Origin of the sequence: Algoriphagus namhaensis, from assembly GCF_042649705.1 — a bacterium.
GTDB classification, from domain to species: Bacteria; Bacteroidota; Bacteroidia; order Cytophagales; family Cyclobacteriaceae; genus Algoriphagus; species Algoriphagus namhaensis.
On record NZ_JBHRZS010000007.1, the window covers coordinates 299,517 to 320,197 of the forward strand.

The 20,681-nt window shown below is 42.8% G+C and carries 12 protein-coding genes; all 12 read right to left on the reverse strand.

Going from position 1 to position 20,681, the window contains the following annotated elements; all coding sequences use genetic code 11:
- Nucleotides 1–27 precede the first annotated feature (27 nt).
- Nucleotides 28–7,002: a T9SS outer membrane translocon Sov/SprA gene (gene sov / locus ACFOSV_RS09595; RefSeq protein ID WP_449224151.1), complete on the reverse strand. Its 6,975-nt coding sequence runs from the start codon at nucleotides 7,000–7,002 to the stop codon at nucleotides 28–30.
- 168 nt (nucleotides 7,003–7,170) lie between these two features.
- Entirely contained in the window at nucleotides 7,171–7,767 is a 597-nt protein-coding gene (gene ruvA, locus ACFOSV_RS09600; protein WP_377905789.1) for a Holliday junction branch migration protein RuvA, read from the reverse strand.
- A complete protein-coding gene (locus tag ACFOSV_RS09605; RefSeq protein WP_377905790.1) occupies nucleotides 7,764–10,034 on the reverse strand; it encodes an NADP-dependent malic enzyme in 2,271 nt (756 codons plus the stop codon). The genes ruvA and ACFOSV_RS09605 overlap by 4 nt, the downstream gene beginning before the upstream one ends.
- Nucleotides 10,035–10,057: 23 nt before the next feature.
- Entirely contained in the window at nucleotides 10,058–11,152 is a 1,095-nt protein-coding gene (locus ACFOSV_RS09610) for a DUF4837 family protein (protein ID WP_377905791.1), read from the reverse strand.
- Between the two features lie 104 nt (nucleotides 11,153–11,256).
- Nucleotides 11,257–12,648, reverse strand: a complete 1,392-nt coding sequence (locus ACFOSV_RS09615; protein ID WP_377905792.1) for a LysM peptidoglycan-binding domain-containing protein — start codon at nucleotides 12,646–12,648, stop codon at nucleotides 11,257–11,259.
- A complete protein-coding gene (gatA, locus tag ACFOSV_RS09620) occupies nucleotides 12,645–14,072 on the reverse strand; it encodes an Asp-tRNA(Asn)/Glu-tRNA(Gln) amidotransferase subunit GatA (protein ID WP_377905793.1) in 1,428 nt (475 codons plus the stop codon). Before gatA ends, ACFOSV_RS09615 begins: the two co-directional genes overlap by 4 nt.
- A 15-nt stretch (nucleotides 14,073–14,087) precedes the next feature.
- Nucleotides 14,088–14,285: a twin-arginine translocase TatA/TatE family subunit gene (gene tatA, locus ACFOSV_RS09625; protein ID WP_377905794.1), complete on the reverse strand. Its 198-nt coding sequence runs from the start codon at nucleotides 14,283–14,285 to the stop codon at nucleotides 14,088–14,090.
- Nucleotides 14,286–14,398: 113 nt separating this feature from the next.
- The gene (locus tag ACFOSV_RS09630) at nucleotides 14,399–15,649 is read right to left on the reverse strand and encodes a murein hydrolase activator EnvC family protein (RefSeq protein WP_377905795.1); all 1,251 of its coding nucleotides are present in this window, start codon (nucleotides 15,647–15,649) and stop codon (nucleotides 14,399–14,401) included.
- Nucleotides 15,649–16,389: a DUF4292 domain-containing protein gene (locus ACFOSV_RS09635; RefSeq protein WP_377905796.1), complete on the reverse strand. Its 741-nt coding sequence runs from the start codon at nucleotides 16,387–16,389 to the stop codon at nucleotides 15,649–15,651. The genes ACFOSV_RS09630 and ACFOSV_RS09635 overlap by 1 nt, the downstream gene beginning before the upstream one ends.
- Nucleotides 16,382–18,109 carry a tetratricopeptide repeat protein gene (locus ACFOSV_RS09640; RefSeq protein WP_377905797.1) on the reverse strand — a complete coding sequence of 576 codons (1,728 nt, stop codon included), beginning with the start codon at nucleotides 18,107–18,109 and terminating at the stop codon, nucleotides 16,382–16,384. Before ACFOSV_RS09640 ends, ACFOSV_RS09635 begins: the two co-directional genes overlap by 8 nt.
- 135 nt (nucleotides 18,110–18,244) lie before the next feature.
- Entirely contained in the window at nucleotides 18,245–19,744 is a 1,500-nt protein-coding gene (locus tag ACFOSV_RS09645; protein WP_377905798.1) for an oligosaccharide flippase family protein, read from the reverse strand.
- Nucleotides 19,745–19,759: 15 nt separating this feature from the next.
- Nucleotides 19,760–20,545: an enoyl-CoA hydratase/isomerase family protein gene (locus ACFOSV_RS09650; RefSeq protein WP_377905799.1), complete on the reverse strand. Its 786-nt coding sequence runs from the start codon at nucleotides 20,543–20,545 to the stop codon at nucleotides 19,760–19,762.
- Between the last annotated feature and the right edge of the window lie 136 nt (nucleotides 20,546–20,681).

Sequence of the window (20,681 nt, forward strand, 5' to 3'; positions counted from 1 at the left end):
ATAAAAGGAATCCCTTTAGGATAAAATCTATTGGGATAAATTAAATCTGACTTGTCCACCAAAGGCTGTAGATGACCTGCGGAAGGCTGTAGTGACTTTTGGATCGTTGATCGTTCGATCAAAATAAAGCGTTACACTCAGGTTTTGATTCACAAGGTAGCTGATGGTAGGCCGGATTTGAATATTCAAATTACCATTTGTGATCGTGCTTCCTTCTTCAATTTTTCGCTGCACCTGAATAGTGTTCCCCACTTTTGCGTCCAATCTGAAATCCAAGTCATTTTTCAAAATGGCTTGTTGTCCTCGGATTTTAAAGGGTACCCGCACACCCGCTTTTGTGTAACCAATATTGATTCCAAAGTCTGAACTCTTTTGCTCAGTGACTTGGGAGTTGGAGAAGTTAATTCCCAAATTCCGCTCCTTATTATACTGAATAGCTACATTTAAGCGCTCTTTTGTCAATAAATCGATGCCGATTAGTGGGGAAAAGCGCTCTGATAAAATCACATCATTCAATACATAAACTGGGATGAATTGCCCTGTTTCGTTGACTTCGGTTGGAAGTGGAATGTTTTGTAACGTATTAAATAATTCAAGTCCTTGCTGATATTGGAGTGAACTGCTGAAGTTACTCGCATCATAGGTAGAGGCGTAACCGTGTGTGATATTGATACTAGTGAAAATATCTCGCAACCCCTCAAGCCGTGAAAGACCTCTGTATTCTAGACGCCAGTTAGGTAGAGGCGTTTTTGGGAATGGATTGAGGTTGACTTCAGAAGCGTCTTGCCCTCTGTATGCCGCTAGGAATGAAGGAATAAGTACGTCTTGTCCATTGATCCCATATTGACCACCTCCATTTTGTGCTTCAAGGCGCCCTTGGACAATGGCTCGATTTGATTCAAATTGATCGAAAAGAGGAGAGTTATTTTCCGTATCGTCTGTGGCGAAGGTTGTACCTATCATGATGGTGGTAATCGAATAGGACGATAGTCGCGTTGGACTTATTGAAACGTATTCACCTGGGTTATCCGTAGAGTTTCTAAATATTTCTCTATAGTCTCCTGTTTCTCGTTTCTCTGCATTTAAAGTGATTCTAAAATCTTGAAAAGGCTCCACAATACTTCCAAATCTCAAATTCATAGCTCTAGTTTGAGAGAAGGGTTGTGTGAGTTCAGGGCTAGGCGCCATCAGACCATTATTGGCAAGTTGATTTCGGATAGAAGGGTCTTGACTACCAAACAGGAAGGCAAGGCCCGGATTGGCAAATGCACGGTCCATTCCCAATAATCCTGTGTTTGGCATATAGCCAGGTAAGAAGGTGCCTTCTACGATTCCATAATTGTAGGTGATTTCCTTCACCATCATTGCGAGCTTCATGAGCTTGCTGGTGAATGGTGTACCAATTGTGTCCTCAGCTACGGTTTGACTTCTTCCAGGAATAGGAGGCCTTTTAGGAGCATTGAGAGCGGCGAGTTTTTTGTTTTTGTTATATAATTTCATCAGGTCAAGTTTCCCGATGATACTCTGCTCTCTGGTGTTTTGTATGGTGTTACCGAGTGTATCGCGCTGACCAATAGATCCAGTCAACCAGGTGTAAGTGGTGTTGTATTGATAGTCTGCACGTATCCAGTCTGTAATTGGGGATTTATCAAATGGAATGGCATAGTTTAGGTTTACGCGGTGATTGTAATTTGTTCTTCTTCCAAAACTCCATGCATTGCTTCGTACTGAGTCTTGCTTTTCTTGAGTATCAAGGTCGCCGGTGGGTTCGTCCACGACAGCAAGCACAGACCCAGTGTAATCCATTCGTAAGTTTCTAGTTAAGTCCCAGTTTAAGGAATAAAAACGGTTCATAAAGAAGCTCTTCTGGAAAAGTGGATCTACTCCGGAAGTACTCAGTTGATCATTTCTATACTGAGACCGCAAAAGCCTACGATCCACGTCTAAACGCGCCAGTACCTGAGTAGGGGCGAGATTCAAATTAAAATCCTTGATCAAAGCCAAATTTGGAGAACTCAGCCATTCACTATTTTTGAATGGTTCGATATTTAGCGGCTTTAAGCCATAGCTATACGTGACGTTGGCATTGTAGGTCTTGAAGGTGTAATCTTGGATCTGAGCATTTGTCTGTTTGACCACTCCATAGGAATAAGAAAAAGACAGGTTGCTAAAATCGTAGAAATGCTTTTTTGTCTCAGGATTAGTCTTAACCTTACGAACGTTGGTAAAGGAGATATTTTTACGATTCGTTTGATCCAAGGCCAATTGTCTATAGGCTTCACGCTCTGCATCGGTCTCAAATTTGCCTAAAGCAACCTCAAAAGGAACATCCGGATTTAAGGGATCATATTCTGGTTTCGTCGTTGAGTTGGCCACACTGAAATACATAGGAATACTTACTCCAAGCCCCTCTGGAAGTAATTTATGGATATCCACATTGGTGGAAATATCATACTGTGTGGTGGCTTGTCGGTCTCTTTGAGAAAGTCGGGTTTCTAAGCCTCCAAAGCCTATAGAACTGTGGCGAACAGATGCAGAAACCACGGCGACATCAGCAATTTTAGCATTTACAAAAGCATTCGCCGCCCATCCATTCGACTTTGTAAATCCAGTAACTCTAAGCTCATTGGCCCAAATACAAATGCTTCTGCTTCCTCCTATGCCTGTTCCAGGATTTCTTACCCCAATCATCATGCCTTGGATCTGATTTAATTCGGGCCTTCCCACCACGGTTACTTTGTATTGTCGCACTTGCTGGGAGAATGGGAGGTTTTGGGGAACTTGATTATTGTCTCGTTCCACTTTTACTCCTACAATTTCTTGAATGGCAATATCTATTTCATTTTCAAGTGGCCAAATGGCTCTCGGGTCTCTAGTACCTTTTGGAGTGATGGTCAGAGGAACTTCGATTTCGTAGTAGTTGTCGGTATAATCCGTCCCCAGTCTTAAGAAAGCGGTAATTTCCCCATCCAATGCGTCCTGGCTATCGGCGTGAAGGAACATTTTGATCCGCTCAAACTGTACAATATCTTGGCTGATGTTTCTGAATACAGCGCGGGCATCCTTAGCTCCTAAATCTTCGACGCAGACGCGAAGGGATTGCTCATTAAGTCTTCGTTCCACCGTTGAGGTATTGTCGCGATCTCGATTTATTCCAGGAGGAAGGACGTAAGGACTTTCTGTGTCACTTCCTTGGCTATTCTCCTCAATAGATACCACATCCACAGTTACATTGGAGTTGTCAGGCTCAGGGATTTCGAAAAAGCCTTTTTCAAAAAGAGATTCTTGAAAAACTCTCCACTGGCTACCGATCATTCGGAAGTTAGCCATTCTAAGTACCACCGGCTGCTCAAATTCAGTGAGGTAGGTACGAATCCATCGGATGGACTTGAAGCCTGTGATATCTCCTTGTACACGATCTGGCTGTCTAATTGGAATTCTAAAGAGGTACCAGTCTACATTTTCGCCATTTTCGGTATGAGTGGTTTTATCCACGATATAATTTTGACCTACCACAAGATTACCGGGCTTTAAATCTATTTCGTACTCGTAATAGTTTTCGAGCTCATTGATCGTGTTGTCGGTATTCAAATCTTCATTGTCTGGATTGTTTGAGCCAGATGGAGTGTAGGGGAGATTTTCGTTTGCGGTGACTGGAGTATTGCCTTCCATCCCGTTAAATTTTTTGTATCGCTCTAGGATTTTAATGTCTTGATTATCAAAATTCTCATCGAGATAATACTCAAATCTATCGGCCGAAACGTCAGCCAAAATGTTAGCTCGCGCTTCAGGCGAAACGTTAAGTCGATCTAGAAATCGTTGTTGAAAATAAGTAGCTTCATCGTCATTTCTAAGGCCATCCATACCCACATCTTGATTTACACGAGATTCTTCTGAATTGTCAAAAGCAGGAAGTAAAAACTGTTCACGGGTGATTCGTCCCCATTCATTTTGAAGCGTTTCCGTAGGGTCACCGTCTGCAGGTAGCCCATTTTCGAAAGCGTGACTACCATCCTTGATTACGTCTTCTGAAATATCTCCAAGGTTAAAGTATAGCTTTCCACCCGTAGTGTTGTTTTCATTAAAGATTCCATCCAAGACTCGTCCGTTTTCTCCTTCAATAAAGGGGTCTAAAAGCCAAAACTCGAGATATTCAATATTTGTCCGATCAAAGTCTACCTCGGTTGTTATCGCTCGGGTGACACCGCCATAGTTTCTTTCCGGATTTCGTAGAAGACCATTGAAATCCAACTCAGGGTTGTAATTAAACATACCCCGCTCTGACGGGAAATAAGCCAATTCAAACAAAGGCTCTGGTGTAATGATTACATCCCTATCTTGCTGAGGGAAAATCTCTTGAGGAACTACCCGCCGAACGTAGTGATTTCTACGATCTTCCCTCGTGATATTTGAAGGAACTCCAGGGCCGTTTTCGCGATAAAAAATATTGTCAATATTGTACCAAGCCAAGCGGGCTCTTCTATACGCAAAGCCGAGATTGTCTTCAGTTTGATTGCTCAGGTCGAATTTGTTAGTCGGAGTGGCAGGAGTGGAGGATAACTTCCAGTTTTGATTTGCTGCTCCTCCCAGATTAAAGGGAGTGATAGCTGCCTCAAAATCATCAATGTATGAGGCTTGATCTCCATCCACTTGATTTGAGGTTCCCGGGATCAGGTGCGCAAATTCTCCACTCATGGTGACTATAGATGTTTCCTTAGTATCTGTAAAGGGGAGGGCATCCGCCAATTTGGTCAGCCATCTGGACTCATCTTTATAATTCGCGTCAAGACCCCAAAGGCTGTTTCTCAATGTTTCACTTCCAGTAGCAATCCTTGTGACGTTGGGCCGTTCATTTAAATAAAGAAAGGTACCTCCAAGGTTGAACTTATCACTGGCCAAATAGTCCAATCGAGTCCCTAACAGACTTCTCGTTTGAAAGGAAACCAAGTCAGCTTTTTCAAAACTGATTGATACTTGCTTTCCAGACTGAAGAATGGCATCGTTGATAATGACTAGACGTCCACTATTGTAATCCACGGTAAAGTCCACACCTTCTGTCAAAGGAATATTTCCGGCAGTCACAATCACAGAACCTGGTGAAATATTTAATCCTGGCAATTGGATTTCACTCGCCGAGCCTGCTGTGAATCTGCCTTTTATGAAGTATTTATTCAGGCGAGTTACCAATTCGGCATCTGCCTGCGTGGTTTTATAGAGTGTATCGTAGACATATTTATCCTTCAAAACAGCCTCTGTCGGTAGAAATTCTTTCTCAAGGTTGGAACCGAAAGGTTCTAGAACAGGAAAGATCAAAAGTCCCCTGTTAGAAACAATCGTAAGTCCTTCCACAAAGTCAAAATTCCCGTCAGGGGCAGGGTCATTTTGGGGGTTGAGATTATCCAGACCGGTCAGCCGGATCAGTGGAACGTCTTTGACGTTTTGCCCCTCAAGGAGAGAGGGATTGTCTAGACCAGTACGATCATCTCGGTAGATTACTTGGAGTTGAAAGCCATCTCGAAGAATTTGATTAGCATTTAGGCTGTAAACATTTTTCATCATCAGATCCCAAGTGGGGATTCTGGTGTTGATTCGTGCTGGCCGAAGAAGTTTCATAAAGATCAATTGATCTTCTGCTCTATCCTGATAGTCTTCAGTCAGCTCACCCACTTTATACACTTGACCGTTGTAAGTGTACTCATACGATACCGCAAGGACTTCATCATTCTGGAGTCTTCGGAAAAGTGAGAGATAACCGAGTTGAGGATTGAAAAAGTACTCAGTGGGCTCGAGTTTTCTAGCTCCGTTGATTTGTTCAAAATCGACTCCTTTTCGGATGCCCAAGGAAGATTCCATGGTTCGAGAACCTGTATCAAATGGGCGAAATGCTGGATTTGAAGAGATACTTTGATAAAGATTGTTTGCGCCATTTCCAGCTGGTGCACCGGGGTTTCCACTCCCAATATTTGGGTTTGTAGGATTGGCAATCACTCGACCCTCACCCAAATCAAGAAATGCAGCAAAGTTTCGTAAGGTTTCCGTATTGGAAGCCCGGTTCATGATGTATACCTCAATACGAGTGACATTCACTCCGGAAAGTACTTGTGGAAGTCCTCGGAGCCATCGCTCATAGTTGTCTCTGAAGAAATGCCCTAGAAAAAAGTGTCGATTTTCATCGTATTTCGATGCTTGGATATCAAAAGTCCTTCCTTGTCCATTCGCATCAATTACTAGATTGTCCCTTCGGCCTCGTTGTGTGGAGGCCACGGCGGTGACATTAAGTTTACCAAATTGCATTTGGGTTTTCACCCCAAATAGGTTTTGAGCCCCTTGGATTAGTCGGTTTTGCACCGGCATACTCACGTTTCCGATTTCCACTGATTGAAGAATATCCTCCTCAAAACCGTCATATTCCAGCTTCAATTGGTTTTGAAAGTCAAAGGAATTATTGGAGTCGAAGTTTGCTCCGATCTTTACTTTCTCACCTAGTGATCCATTGACGGCCATCTGGATTTGCTGGTCAAAGTTGAAGCCTCCATTTTGTTGCTGGCGAATGGGTAGAGTGGGGTTGTCTACTCTTCTGAAAATGGCACCAAAATCTAAATTCACATATCCAGTGGGGATAATATTGATATCACTTCCGCCAAAAATCCGATCGAAGGATGGACTCACTGTCAGTGGTGGGATAAGACCTCTGCCTTCTACGGCGCTTTCCCCGTCACCACCTCGGGCTCGTGATCTCCAGTAGTCTTGTCTTACTTTGTATTCTTGGGTTTTAGAAAAAAGGTCAAAATCGTATTCCTGCTCATTGCCTACCCTTGTGCTGTCTAGTTCATCAATTATTCTGTATCGCAAGGTGCTATCTACCTCGACCTTTACATTTTGGTCAATGAGTGGAGCGGGTGAAAAAGGCGACCGAGGCTGTAGAAAGGGATTTCTGTAGGGGAAAAGTGGATTGGTTCTAAGGCTATTCCATAACAAAAAGGAAGGCGATATCCTCCTCAAATTGAGAGAATCAAGTTTGGTGGGAATGGTGTCGGTATTCGTTTCCTGGGCTTGGGAAGTAGAATAGGCAAGCAAAAGCCCAAAAAGGATGAAGCATTTGAGCCAGTTACCGCGAAACCACCTCCTACAAAAAGTCAGTAACTTCCGAAAGTTCAATGCAACTTTATGTTATGGTGTCTTTAAAGATGCCTTAATTAAATCTTCTAACGAAATTTCTCCGTCTGTTTTTTTAAGGACTTGTGCTAAATTTTTTTCTGCTGCTGCTTTCGGAAAACCTAGCGTAATTAACGCTTGTAACGCTTCCTGACGGATTTTATTGTTCGAGTTCAAAAATCCTGTATTCAATTGGGCGTCCGCAGAATTGCTCTTTCCGATTTTGTCTTTGAGCTCTAAAATTATCCGTTGAGCGGTCTTGGCTCCTATGCCTTTGACCCGCTGGATTGTGCCCACATCTCCACCTAAAATTGCAAGTTCGATTTCTTCCGTACTCAGGGATGAGAGAACCATGAGCGCTGTATTTGGCCCTACTCCATTAATGGAAAGCAAAAGCAAAAACATACTTCGCTCTTCTTCTTCCTTGAATCCAAAAAGAGTATGTGCGTCTTCTTTGATATGAAGATGAGTGAGGAGTCGTATTGACTCCTCACTTTTGATTTTAGTATAAGTTTGTAGTGAAATTTTCACCAAATATCCCACACCATTTACGTCAATAATAACGTAAGTCGGGTCTTTAAAGGCGAGCTTTCCTTGGAGGTAAGCGATCATAACTCACTCTTGCTTTGAGCATCCACTACAGCGATTGCCACCATATTCACTATTTCACGAATTGAGCTACCGAGCTGCAGGATATGCACAGGTTTATTCATGCCAAGTAATACCGGCCCAATAGCTTCGGAATTCCCTAATTCTGCAAGAAGCTTGTAGGCGATGTTACCGGATGCCAAATCTGGGAAAATCAGCGTATTTGCTCGTTTATTTTTAAGACTACTAAACGGGTAAATCTCTTTCTGAATTTCTTCATTGATTGCTACATTGGCCTGCATTTCCCCCTCAATTACCAAGTCTGGATAGCGCTCTTTGGCCATTGCCGTAGCTTTGGCGGTTTTTGCTGGAACATCTCCAAGCGCCGAGCCGAAATTCGAATATGAAAGAACCGCAATTCGTGGCTCCACATTAAAGAATCGAACCGCATCCGCCGTTTGGCCAATGATATCTACCAATTGCTCCGCAGTTGGATTTAGATTCACCGTGGTGTCTGCGAAGAAATAGGGTCCTTTTGGCGTATTCATGATGTACATCCCAGCCACTCTGTTGATTCCTGGTTTTACACCAATTGTGTGAAGGGATGGAAGAATGGTTTTGGGGTAATCACGAGTCAATCCAGAAATGAAAGCGTCAGCCTCTCCGGTTTCCACCATTAGGGCGCCAAAATAATTTCGCTGAGTTACCAAACGGTGCGCCTCTGTTTTGGTCATGCCTTTTCGCTGCCGCTTCTTGTAGAGAATATCTCCAAATTTGCTGAGCATCGCAGTCTCTTCATACTGATCGATGATAGTCGCTTGGGTCAGGTCCAATGAATTTTCCTCGATAAGCTCCAATATTTTCTTCTTGTTTCCAAGTAGGATTGGGAATCCAATGCCCTCATCTTTGATGATTTGGGCGGCTTTCAGAATCTTTGGATTATCTGCTTCCGCAAATACCACTTTCTTAGGATTTTTCTTGGCTCTTGCTATCACTACAGACATCAAGCGCTGATCGATTCCTATTCGCTCCTGGAGCTCAAGTTCGTAGGCAGTCCAATCTTTGATTGGGTTTTTCGCCACTCCAGAATCCATGGCAGCTTTGGCAACAGCAGGAGCAATGGTCGTGATTAGCCTTGGATCCAAAGGTTTTGGGATTAAATAAAATCGACCAAATCCTAAACTGTCTGATCCATAAGCCTTATTTACAATATCTGGAACGGGCTCCTTGGCAAGTTTGGCTATCGCTTTGGCGGCTGCCAGTTTCATTTCCTCATTAATGGCCGTAGCTCTTACGTCAAGAGCCCCTCTAAAAATATAAGGGAAGCCCAATACATTATTGACTTGATTAGGATGGTCTGACCGCCCCGTAGCCATGATTAGGTCTTTTCTGGCCTCAATGGCTAGATCGTAATCTATTTCTGGGTCAGGGTTAGCTAGCGCAAAAACGATAGGATTGTCTGCCATCAATTTCAATTGATCTTGAGACACCACATTACCGGCGGAAAGACCAAGGAATACGTCGGCACCTGTAAGTGCATCCGAAAGGGTTAAAATATCTCGATCTGTCGCAAATTCTCCCTTGATATCATCTAGGTTTTCGCGGTCTTGACGAATTACTCCTTCCTTGTCACACATCACAATGTTGGCGCGCTGCACACCTAGAGACATGTAAAAGCGTGTGCATGATACTGCTGAAGCACCAGCACCGTTCACCACCAACTTGATTTCGGAAATGTTTTTATCTACCACCTCGAGAGCATTAAGTAATGCTGCTCCAGAAATGATTGCCGTGCCATGCTGATCATCATGCATCACAGGAATATTCATTTCTTTTTTGAGGGTAGTTTCAATTTCAAAGCATTCAGGAGCTTTGATATCTTCCAGATTGATGCCTCCAAAAGTTGGCTCAAGCGATCTAATGATTTCGATCAGTTTTTTAGGATCCTTCTCGTTGATTTCAATATCAAAAACATCGATTCCGGCAAATTTCTTGAAAAGGACTCCCTTTCCTTCCATCACTGGTTTTGATGCACTTGGCCCGATATCTCCTAGTCCAAGGACGGCAGTTCCGTTACTGATTACTCCGACCAAATTACCTTTGGCAGTGTATTTATAGACGTTTTCTTCATCAGCTTCGATTTCTTTACATGGCTCGGCGACTCCAGGAGAGTAAGCAAGTGCCAGATCCATTTGACTGGATAGAGGTTTGGTGGGTACCACTTCGATTTTGCCCGGACTACCTTGAGTGTGGTAATTCAGCGCATCGGCTTTACGAATTTTGATGGCCATTTTTGGTCAGTTTGTTGGGTTTATTAAGCTCCTTTTTCTTCAGTCCAGTTGATATCGGTTTTCAGTAAAATCGTTTCTATTTCACGCAAAGCATCTCGGTGTACCTCGTTAGGGTAGTACACAAAGCCTTCCATGTAATAAATCCTTCCTTTTTCCTCATCCACCATAAAATATCCCAAGTAGGAACCTCCCATACTTAGGTTATTGGTCTTCCAAGGAGCTCGTAATTCGACCGTAAAATTATCATTTATCACCATGTTTCTGAACCCTGGGATAATTTGTTTTTCAGTCACTACGTACGAGGTGGGGTCTTCCGGATCACCGAAGATATGCTGTCTTGCCACAGAGTCTCTGAGCTTCAGGATGTTCGCTGGGAAAGTTTGCTCCTCACTGACATAGGGTTCTGAGTAAAAAAATAGACTAATGTCTGCACGGTTGGCGCTAGGAGTCGGCTGTCTCAACCACACAAAGTTGTTTTCTGCTTTGGCAATCTGATAGGAGGCGGGAACTTCGATCTGGATACCGAGTAGATCTTTGGTGATTGAAGAGGCTTCAGAGTTTTTCCTTGCCAGAATTGCTTTTTCCAATCGTCCTCTAGCACGAATCTGGAAGAGATTTTGAATTCTGCCTTTATTTTCACGGAGGTTGGTAAGTAGCTCCTCTTCATTATTTCCGAAAAGATACAGTACTTCTTGGCCTATAGCGTATTCATCTTCTACGCGTAAAGTATAGAGGTTTTTATCGGCAAGGGCCCGCTCCTTAGATTCCTTAGTAAATTGAGAATTAATGACCTGAGAACTGGCACTTTTATCATCAAAAGTGGTCACATAAACCAGGTTGGTGGACATTTTCAACATTCTGTTCAGTGCTCTAGGGTCTACCCGGTGAACATTGAACATGCTTTCAGAACGTATCATTCCTGGAATATCTTCCATGAAAATCTCACGTAATTCATCTCCCACAGGTCCAGCCCACTTAGTGGAGTCTATCGCCAAAATAATTTCTCCAATATCCCCTCTCGCCTTTGGTTTGCTGCTATCTGGCCGATCAGATGCATCGCAGGCAAACAATAAAGCCGCAAGAATAAAGCTTCCAATGATGTTTTGTAGAGTTCTCATAGTATTTTGATTTAACAGCTTCTAAAATAACTTAAATATTCCTGAGATGGAGGTCTCATGAGTTAAAGCTTATAAAAAATAGAAGGGCTGTCCTTAGAATTAAGTTAACCGATCACAAGTGTTTGACCCGGTTTGATACTGTTAGATCGGAGATTATTCAACCGTTTCAGATCTTCTACGCTCAGTCCAGCGTGTTTTCTTGAGATCACCCAAAGAGAATCACCTGGCTGTACAACGTATGTTTTTTTGCCATTTGTGGTGCTGGTTTGGGCAATAGTTTGATTTTGAGGAATCGTAGCCTCGATGTAGAGTTTTTGACCCACTCGGATCAAATTTGAGGACAAATTATTCCAGTATTTCAACTCGGAGACTGTTACTCCATGTCGCTGTGCGATGGAGCCTAGCACATCACCTGATCGCACGCTGTAGGTCACAGGCTCTGTGCGAGGGGATCCGTTACTGTCTAGGTTTTGAAGTGAAGCAGAGGCAATAAGGTTGGTTGGCTGATTGTTCAATGAATCACTAATCCAAGCAAGATTTTGATTCAAATAGGCTGCTCGAGTCTTTGGGATCCGGATTGCCATACTTTTATTTTGCTCGGGGACTCTACGGTTTTTGATCGAAGGATTCAATACTTCAAGGTCGGCTACGCAGAGATCTGTAAGCTCAGCAAGCTTCTCCAAATTGAACGCCCTGTTTAATCGTACTTCTGTGGAGGCCATAGAATAGCTTGGCTCTTCCAGATGAAAATTATGATACTCAAGGTGATTTAGGAGATAAAGCATCGCTTGAAACTGTGGGACATACCCGCGGGTTTCACGGGGGAGATAATTGTAGATTTCCCAAAAAGTGGTTTTACCTCCAGATCTTCGGATTGCTTTTCTCACATTACCTGGCCCGCAATTATAGGCGGCCATTGCTACTTCCCAGTCCCCAAACATCCGATAAAGTGATTTCAAATATTTTGCTGCGGATTCTGTCGCTTTGGCTGGCTCCATACGATCGTCTATATCCTGATTGTATGTCATCCCATACATTCTACCTGTCGCTGGCATAAATTGCCAAAGTCCCATGGCACCCACTCTAGATCGGATTTGGGGATCCAATCCCGACTCGATAATAGAGAGATACTTGATCTCAAGTGGCATTTCATGCTGTGCCATGATGGAATCAAACATAGGGAAGAACAGGTCTTTTCTACCCATCACCATTTTCGTGTAGTCTCGATTCCTTACTGCAAAGTATTGGATGAATGAAAAAATACGGTCATTCAGTTCAAAGGCCATTTCCGAATCCATGGCGTCAATTCGTTGTTTTACCTCTTCGTAGGTGAAATCGGGCACGTATTCGTATTGGTAATTGGCGTGGATCACATCAGCTTCTGGATCCACGAGTGGCTTTTCGATGCTTTGACCAAAAACAGAAAACAAAGGCAAAATGAATAGGATTAAACCGAACACTTTGGTGATGTCTCTAGTCTTTTTCATCGTTTTCATGCAGTTAGTTTTGTTAAATAATCGCTGAATGCATATAGTTCGGCTTCTTTGAATGAATTAGAAATCACTTGAAGTCCGATAGGCATTCCATTTTTATCAGCTCCATTCGGGATGGAAATAGCCGGCACCCCAGAGACTGAAGCCTGTACAGTATACAAATCCTCGAGATACATTGCAACGGGGTCTCCACTATGTTCCCCAAACTTAAACGCTGAAGTAGGAGTGGTCGGCATAATAAAGTAATCATATTCCGAAAGCAGACGTTCAGTTTGCTCCTTTATCATACGTCTCACTTTTTGAGCCTTGGTAAAATAAGCATCATGATAGCTTGCACTCAGAACGAATGTGCCGAGCATAATCCTTCTTTTTACCTCCGCTCCAAAGCCTTCACTTCTGGTAAGCTTGTACATACTTTCAAGATTGACTGCATTTGGAGTACGATAGCCATATTTGACCCCATCAAAGCGCGATAAATTTGCACTGGCTTCGGCCGTAGTCAAGATGTAGTAGGTCGGAAGCACATATTTCAAAAGTGGAAACTCTACTTCTTCTACAGTATGACCCTCATCCTTGAGTTTGTCTAAAACAGATTGTGTATTTGATTTAATCTCAGGAGATAAGGCCTCTGATTCGAGGGTTTCTTTGAGATAAGCAATCCTCGTATTCTTGCTAAAATGTAGAAGTTCGCTGAATGCAGGTACAGGCTTTCGGCTGGATGTGCTGTCTTGCTCATCATAGCCTGCCATCACTTCCATAATCAAAGCATTGTCTTTAACCGTATTGGAAAAAACGCCGATCGTATCAAAAGAAGATGCGTAGGCAATTAACCCCCATCTCGATACTCTGGAATAGGTAGGCTTCATACCGACCACGCCCGTAAAGGCAGCAGGTTGGCGAACAGACCCGCCTGTATCTGTGCCTAAGGCGGCAGTAACCATATTGGCTTGAACAGCCACGGCCGAACCTCCTGAGGATCCGCCTGGAACCCGGGATTCATCTGCAGCATTCAGTACACGGCCATGTACAGTATTTTCATTGGAACTTCCCATTCCAAATTCATCACAGTTCAATCGCCCAATGATGATTGCATCTTGGTCGATGAGTCGTTGTATTGCAGTGCTAGTAAATTGGGATTTAAATCCTGAGAGAATTTTGGACGAAGCATTGACTTCATGGCCATCAAAGCAAAGTACGTCTTTGATACCAATTACCATTCCGGCGAGTTTACCGGCTTTTCCTATAGAAATTTTTTGATCTATTTCCTCGGCTCGAGCTAAGGCATAGTCCCTATAAACCTCGACGAAGGCGTTGAGATGCGCCTTCGTCTGAATGGTTTGAAGATATTTTTCGACAATCGACCGACAATCACTCTCCTTATTTCGGAGAGATTTCGAAATATCGTCGAATGTTTCGTTTGTTTCCAATGAGAGGAAAATTATTTATTTCTTCTTGTCTTTTAGACCTTCTTCAAGATCATTTTGAATGTCTTTGGTAGCATCTTTAAATTCTCTGATGCCTTTTCCAAGACCTCTGGCTAGTTCCGGAATTCTTTTGGCTCCGAAAAGAAGTAGGATCACGAGAACGATCAATACGATCGATCCTCCACCCATGTTTTGAAAGAAACCCAATGTATGCATAATCAATTTGTTTTTATGGGATAAATGTAAGGCAAAGATAGAAGACTACTAGGCTTAGACAAAGATATAATGTCTAGCGGTTCATCTTTTTTATGAATATACGACTTTTTGAACTATTTGGATGAAATCCATGAGGAAGGATTCATGATTTCAAGTCCTTTCCAGGTTTGAAAATGAACTTCTGCCTGTCCATCCGGCTGAGTAGCCACCTGACCGATCACATCCTTGGCATTAACCTTTTGGCCTGATTTTACACTCACAGTTTTCAATTTACTGTACATGGTATAATACTCACCATGCTTTATAATGACCGTTCCGCCATAGCCTGGCATGGTCGTGATTTTTGTGACTGTTCCGTCAAAAACACTTCTTACGCTGGATTCGGGCTGTGTACGGATGTCGATTCCGTCATTGTCGATTGTGATTCCCTTTAGCGTTGGGTGAGGATGTGTGCCGTAAGCCTGAGATACAAAACCCGTTTCGACTGGCCAGGGTAATTTTCCTCTATTCCCGGCAAATGAACTGGACAAGGCCGCCGCCTCGGGAGTCATGGGCATGGTGCTACCCGCACTTTTGGTGGTGGTGCTATTTTCTTTTTTGGCAGCGGCCTCTGCAAGTCGAATCTCCTCTTCGATGACTTGCTTGATCATCTTGTTCAATTGTGCCTGCTGCTTTTTGGTTTCGGCTATTTGACCCTGAATCTGCCGCTCTTTAGATGTTAGTGTATTCACGACGCCTTGCTGCTGCTTACGCATTTGTTCTAACTTTTGGCGCTCCTGCTGTGCTTCTGCCAGTACGGCCACTTTCTCCTCCTTTTTGGCATCAAGTACTATTTGTTGAGCGGCTAACTCAGCTGTCAGTTTCTCGATTTGAACGGCCTGTTGTTTTCGACTATCTGCGTACTGTTTGAGGTACTTTAGCCTCATGTAGAGCTGATTGAAATCTGATGAGCTAAATACGAATGCTACGATCGAAAGACCCCGATTCATTTTGGAGGCATTGTAGATCATTCGTGCATACTCTTCCTTCAGTTCCTTCAGTTCTTGCTGATAATCCTTGATTTTGGTTTCGGTCTCATCAATTTCCTGATCGATCAGTTTTACTTCCCGATCAAGAGTATTCACCAGTCTGTTTTGAGTTTGATATTGCCTCGTGAGCGCATTGAGCTCTCCAATGGTCGCGTTTTTTGTTTGAGTAGTTCGCTTAAGAATCAAATCAAATTCCTTGAGCCTTTCCTGAACCTCAAGTTTTTCCTTTTCGAGTTGCTCTCGTGTTTTTTTGGTTTGAGCAAATCCATCCATGCTCCAAGCAAAGAGCGTGAAAAAAAGTATGAAGGCAACTTTGTAAACGCTTCGGCTATGCATTAAAATCTAAACGGAAAGGACATGGGATCATTGTATGGGGAAATGGAAACCCATTCTAAGTTGATGATGGTATTCTGCTGACCGAAGTCAGTTTGGTAAGCCAGTTTGAACAGCACATCGATTGGGAATGGCTGTGACTCCACATCTTGAAAGGTGGGGAAACTGGCTAAAAGCGAGCCTCGATCGTCAATGGAATTACTGACCAACTCGGTGACTTTGCCATGGGTAACGTCCACTTTACTGAAATACCGGACTTCATTCCTTACTTGAGTGAGTTCAAAACTACTGCCTACTCGAGCTAGTCGATCTTGGTAATCGAAAGCGTAAGGAGGGTTGGCCCAAAGTATATTTTGGAAAAGATCAAAAGAAAGCGTCAGACCAAAAATAGTTTTGAATTCGGCATAGGTCATATTGATATCGTCAGTTCCAATCCGATCTTTAATCATGATTTTTTCCTGAGTAATGAGACCTCTGATGGCTTCAACACCCATTCCAGGAGAAACTGTAAACCAAAGTACGGAGTCTTTTTTCGCTCTGAAATTTACCGTGCCACGGGTGATTTTACCTGATTCTTCTTCGATGACTATTTTAGCTTTGGCACTCAAATAATTGTATTCCGCCATTACAGGATCGAAGTCATCCATTTTGGTGGAGCTGGAAAAAACAGTCGCCTTTTTCGAGCATGAGCCGAGAATAAGCAATAGAAAAATAAAGCTTGCACCAAAAAATAGTTTATTCATGGTACTTCTGGTCTTGAATTTTCAACGATAGCTTGTCCGATGCTTCAGGGCTTCCTTCCGCTTTTTTCCAATAGGCCAATGCTTCATTTTTATTGCCTAGATGATATAAAATATCTCCATAATGCTCTAGCATTACGCCGCTAGGCTCATCTTCACTATCAATGGCTCGCTTCATGTATTTTTCTGCCTCAGTATATTCCTTCATTTGAAAAAGTATCCAAGCATATGTATCAAGGAAAGTGCCATTATCAGGAAATCTTGCAATTACCTTTGCCGCCATTGTTCGAGCTTTTTCTAAATTCCGATTTTCTAGGGATAAAAAGTAGGCGTAATTATTCAAAACTTGCTCGTCATTGGGATTGAGTTGGAGCGCTTCCTCAAAATTTTCAAAGGACTCATCCTTCTTGCCAAGGTTGTAAAGCGAGCTACCGAGTGTACCTCTGGCCGCCTGCTCGAGCTGATCGTTTTGTCCAGCGTTGATTTCTATGGCTTTTTCCAAAGACAGCACAGCCGCTGAGTCTTTCTTGATTGCTGACTTTACCACCCCATCATAAAACCAAAAGTCAGGTCTTTTTGGAAATTCATCCACTCCCATGATGGTATATTTTTCAAGGGCATTCAGATCTGCAGATTCACCAAAAGACCCCAAAATTACATCCTCGATTAGCTTTTCATTTTTGGCATTCAGGTTTAGGGACTTTTTATAAAGCTGAATACTTTCGTCTCCTTTATTTTCTTGTTTGGCTCGATCTCCCAAAGCTTTGTAAACCGCCGCGTTCTCAGGGTGCAACAGGGTCATCGAACTTGCCAAGGTGTCCAACAATCGGTTCCGATCGGAACTGGGAATATCAATCAGAATACCTTCAAAAGCCAAGGCTTTGGATTCACCCTCTAAATCTGGATGTGCGAAGCCTCGCAATAAATAGGGCTCTGCTTTTTCTTTTTCCCCTTGATCATTGTACAGCGTGTAAGCTGCCATCTGAAGTTCCGGCTGATTAGGATATTTCTTGATTTCGTCTAATACTACTTCCAAAGCGGCATCAGCGCGGTTGTTGTTGAAGAGAATTTCTACCAAGTTAAGCACGTACTTGGGATTTCCTGGCCGTGCTTCGATCAGCCTTTCACCCTCATTTATTGCACTTTGAAGGTCATTTTTAGAAAGGTATATTCTCTGTTTTTGAAGAGTAATGGGCTCCAAAACCCCATAATATTCTTCAGCTCGATTTAATACTACGAGAGCCTTATCAAATTCCCCTGCTTTCAGATAAAGGGAAGCGAGATCTAAGTTGTATTGCTGATTGTTTTCTCCATCCGCAGTTAGTTGATCGAGGATTTCAGCAGCTTTTAGTGGTTGCTGAAGTCCGGTGTAAATTTCTGCAACTAGTAGCGCGTAATATTTATTTTCGCTGTCCAACTCAACTGCCGTCATGGCATATGGAAGGGCCTCTTTGGGGCGATTTGCCCGTGTAAGAACTTCAGCAATCTTGTATTGGATGGCTGGTTCCTGGGGGCTGAATTCCCTTGCTTTTTGCAGATAAAAATAAGCCTTGTCCAAGTCGCCCAACACCAATTGTTTTTCTCCCTCGAGATAGTATCGACTGGCATTGGCAAAGGCCTCTTTTTCTTTTCTTTCTTTTTTAGAAAGTTTGGTCTGGCCTTGCACATGGCTGAGTGTGCAGAAAAGGGAAAGGATTAGGACTATTGAATATCGAAATTTCACTTATTTCTAGGGTAAATAACTTAAGTGCAAACATAATGCCTTTTGCGGAATGGATTTGGATTTTCTCCATTTTGAGAAAAGCACATAATACTTTTCATGCAACTCAAAATGAATGCGATTAGTGCGTTTTGATCCTTATTTTTTCTTAAACAGAAAAGCCAAGAGATCATTTTTTTCTATCCAAATAATAAGGACTAGGAATAGAATGGCAAGAAGGTTTTTGACAACAAAATCCAGTGCAAAAGACTCCAACGAAAGGTAGAAGCCAACATAGCTAAGTGCAAACCCTAAGATCAGATAAGTTATGAGTTTGCCAGTCGGGTAAGGAATGGGGTAATACTTTTGACCAAAAAAGTAACAAATGAAAACCATTAGAGAATATGAGGCTAAAGTACTCAGTGAGGCTCCCAAAAAACCCATTTTTGGAACCAAAACATAGATTACTGCTAAACTCATTACGGCCCCAGCTAGGGTAATCCATAAGCTGTAGGAAGTCTTGTCTGTAATTTTAAACCAGATGGAAAGGTTGAAATAAACTCCCAAAAGTAAGTATCCCATCAAAAGGGTAGGCACGATGAAAAGACCCGCTTCATATCCATCACTTCGTAAGAAAAGAGGGCCGATCCACTGGAGGTTCACCGAAATAGCGACCATAAGAACAGTGGTGAAAATCACAAAACCATGCATTACCTTGGCATAAAGCGCTGGCGAATTTGGATCCACGGCTTTTTTGAAAAAGAAGGGTTCTGCTGCATACTTGAAAGCCTGAATGACTAGATTCATCAAAATGGCCAATTTGAAATTTGCGCCAAAAATACCAGCGGCTTCACGAGAGCTAAGACCCGGATAGAAATTTTCTGGAAGCAAATACTCAAAAAGTAATCTTGAGACCAACTCATTGGTCACTCCTGCCAAGCCCATAAACAGTAGCGGGAAGGAGTACCTCCACATGGGTTTGACGATTTCCGGGTCTAGACTTAATTTAAAGAAGCCAGCTTGCCACCAGACAAAAGGAATGATTAAACCATTGGCTATCAAATTGGCCAAGAGAATATATTCCACTCCCCAATCTAGGCGATAGCCCATAAATCCATCTGAAATGACTCCTGATTCAATCCACAGTGGAAAGAAAATGATCAGTAGGAGATTAAGCCCGACGTTCAGAAAAATGTTGATGAGCTTTGCGCCAGCAAAAACAAAGGCCTTGTTTTCCAGCCGCAGTCTGGCAAAGGGAATAGCGAGAATGGCATCAAAGCCCAATATAAGGGCCGTCCAGCGAAAGAGATAGGCTTGTCCCGGATAATCCATCCATTCTGCCAAACTCGGTGCGAGCAAATAAATGCTACTGCCTAAGATGAGTGAAGAAAGGCAAAGTAAAGTTTGTGTACTAGAATAGACTTTCTCCGGATCCAGATTTTTTCCTGTTGAAAATCTGAAGAATGAGGTCTCCATCCCGTAGGTGAAAACGATATTCAAGAATCCAATAAGCGCGTAAATTCCTGTGAATGAACCTAGATCATCCTTGCTGAGGTAGGCCGTATAGACCATGATGAGCAGAAAATTGATCGATCGACCAAGGATGCTGCTCAATCCGTAAATGGCGGTTTGCCCGGCCAGACTTTTCAGGTTGCTCATTCGAGGTGGGTATACTTATTCCCCTCGGAAGACTGGCTTTCTTTTTTCCAAAAATGCAGAAGTTCCTTCCACGTAGTCGCCAGATTTTACACATCTAGCAAAACTATTCGCTTCAGTTTGATAGCCGTTTTCCTCCGAAAGGTAGACAGCATTCACACAATCAATAATCATCCCAATTGCTAATGGAGCTTTCTCCATGATGGTTTTCAGCAGGGATTCAGCCATAGCAATAGCTTCATCTTTGGTGGATAGGACATGATTCACTAGGCCCAGCTCCTTTGCTTCCTGTGCATCGATGAGGTTACCCGTCATCATGAGCTCATTTGCTTTACCGCGACCCACTAGCATGGTCAGACGCTGAGTCCCTCCATATCCAGGGATGATCCCAAGATTCACTTCAGGTTGTCCAAATTTTGCATTTGCGGTGGCAATTCGCATGTGGCAAGCCATGGCCAATTCACAGCCTCCTCCAAGAGTATAACCATTGGTAACCGCGATAACTGGCTTGTTGCAGTTTTCGATCATGGAGAAAATTTCCTGACCGTTTTCTGCAAATTTTCTCGCATTCAACTCATTTAATTCGGCGATTTCTCTGATATCGGCACCAGCCACGAAGGCTTTTTCTCCCGCTCCAGTCAGAATTACAGCCTTGATTTCTTTGTTGTCGATGACCTCTTCAAACACGGTTCTGATTTCCTCCAAAGTGGCGAAATTCAGGGCGTTAAGACTAGGTTCTCTATTTATAGTGAGGTACAATACCCCATTCTTGATTTCGGTAAGAATATTCTGAAAGTCGTTCATATTTTATGCTTTCTGTTGCGGACAAATATAAGGTTAGGGTAGTCATTCTCAAATGATGCTCTTAGAAATATCCAAATTCATCAATTTTGTCCAAAGTTTTTTTATGATATCTATAATTCAAATTTAGGATTCCTCA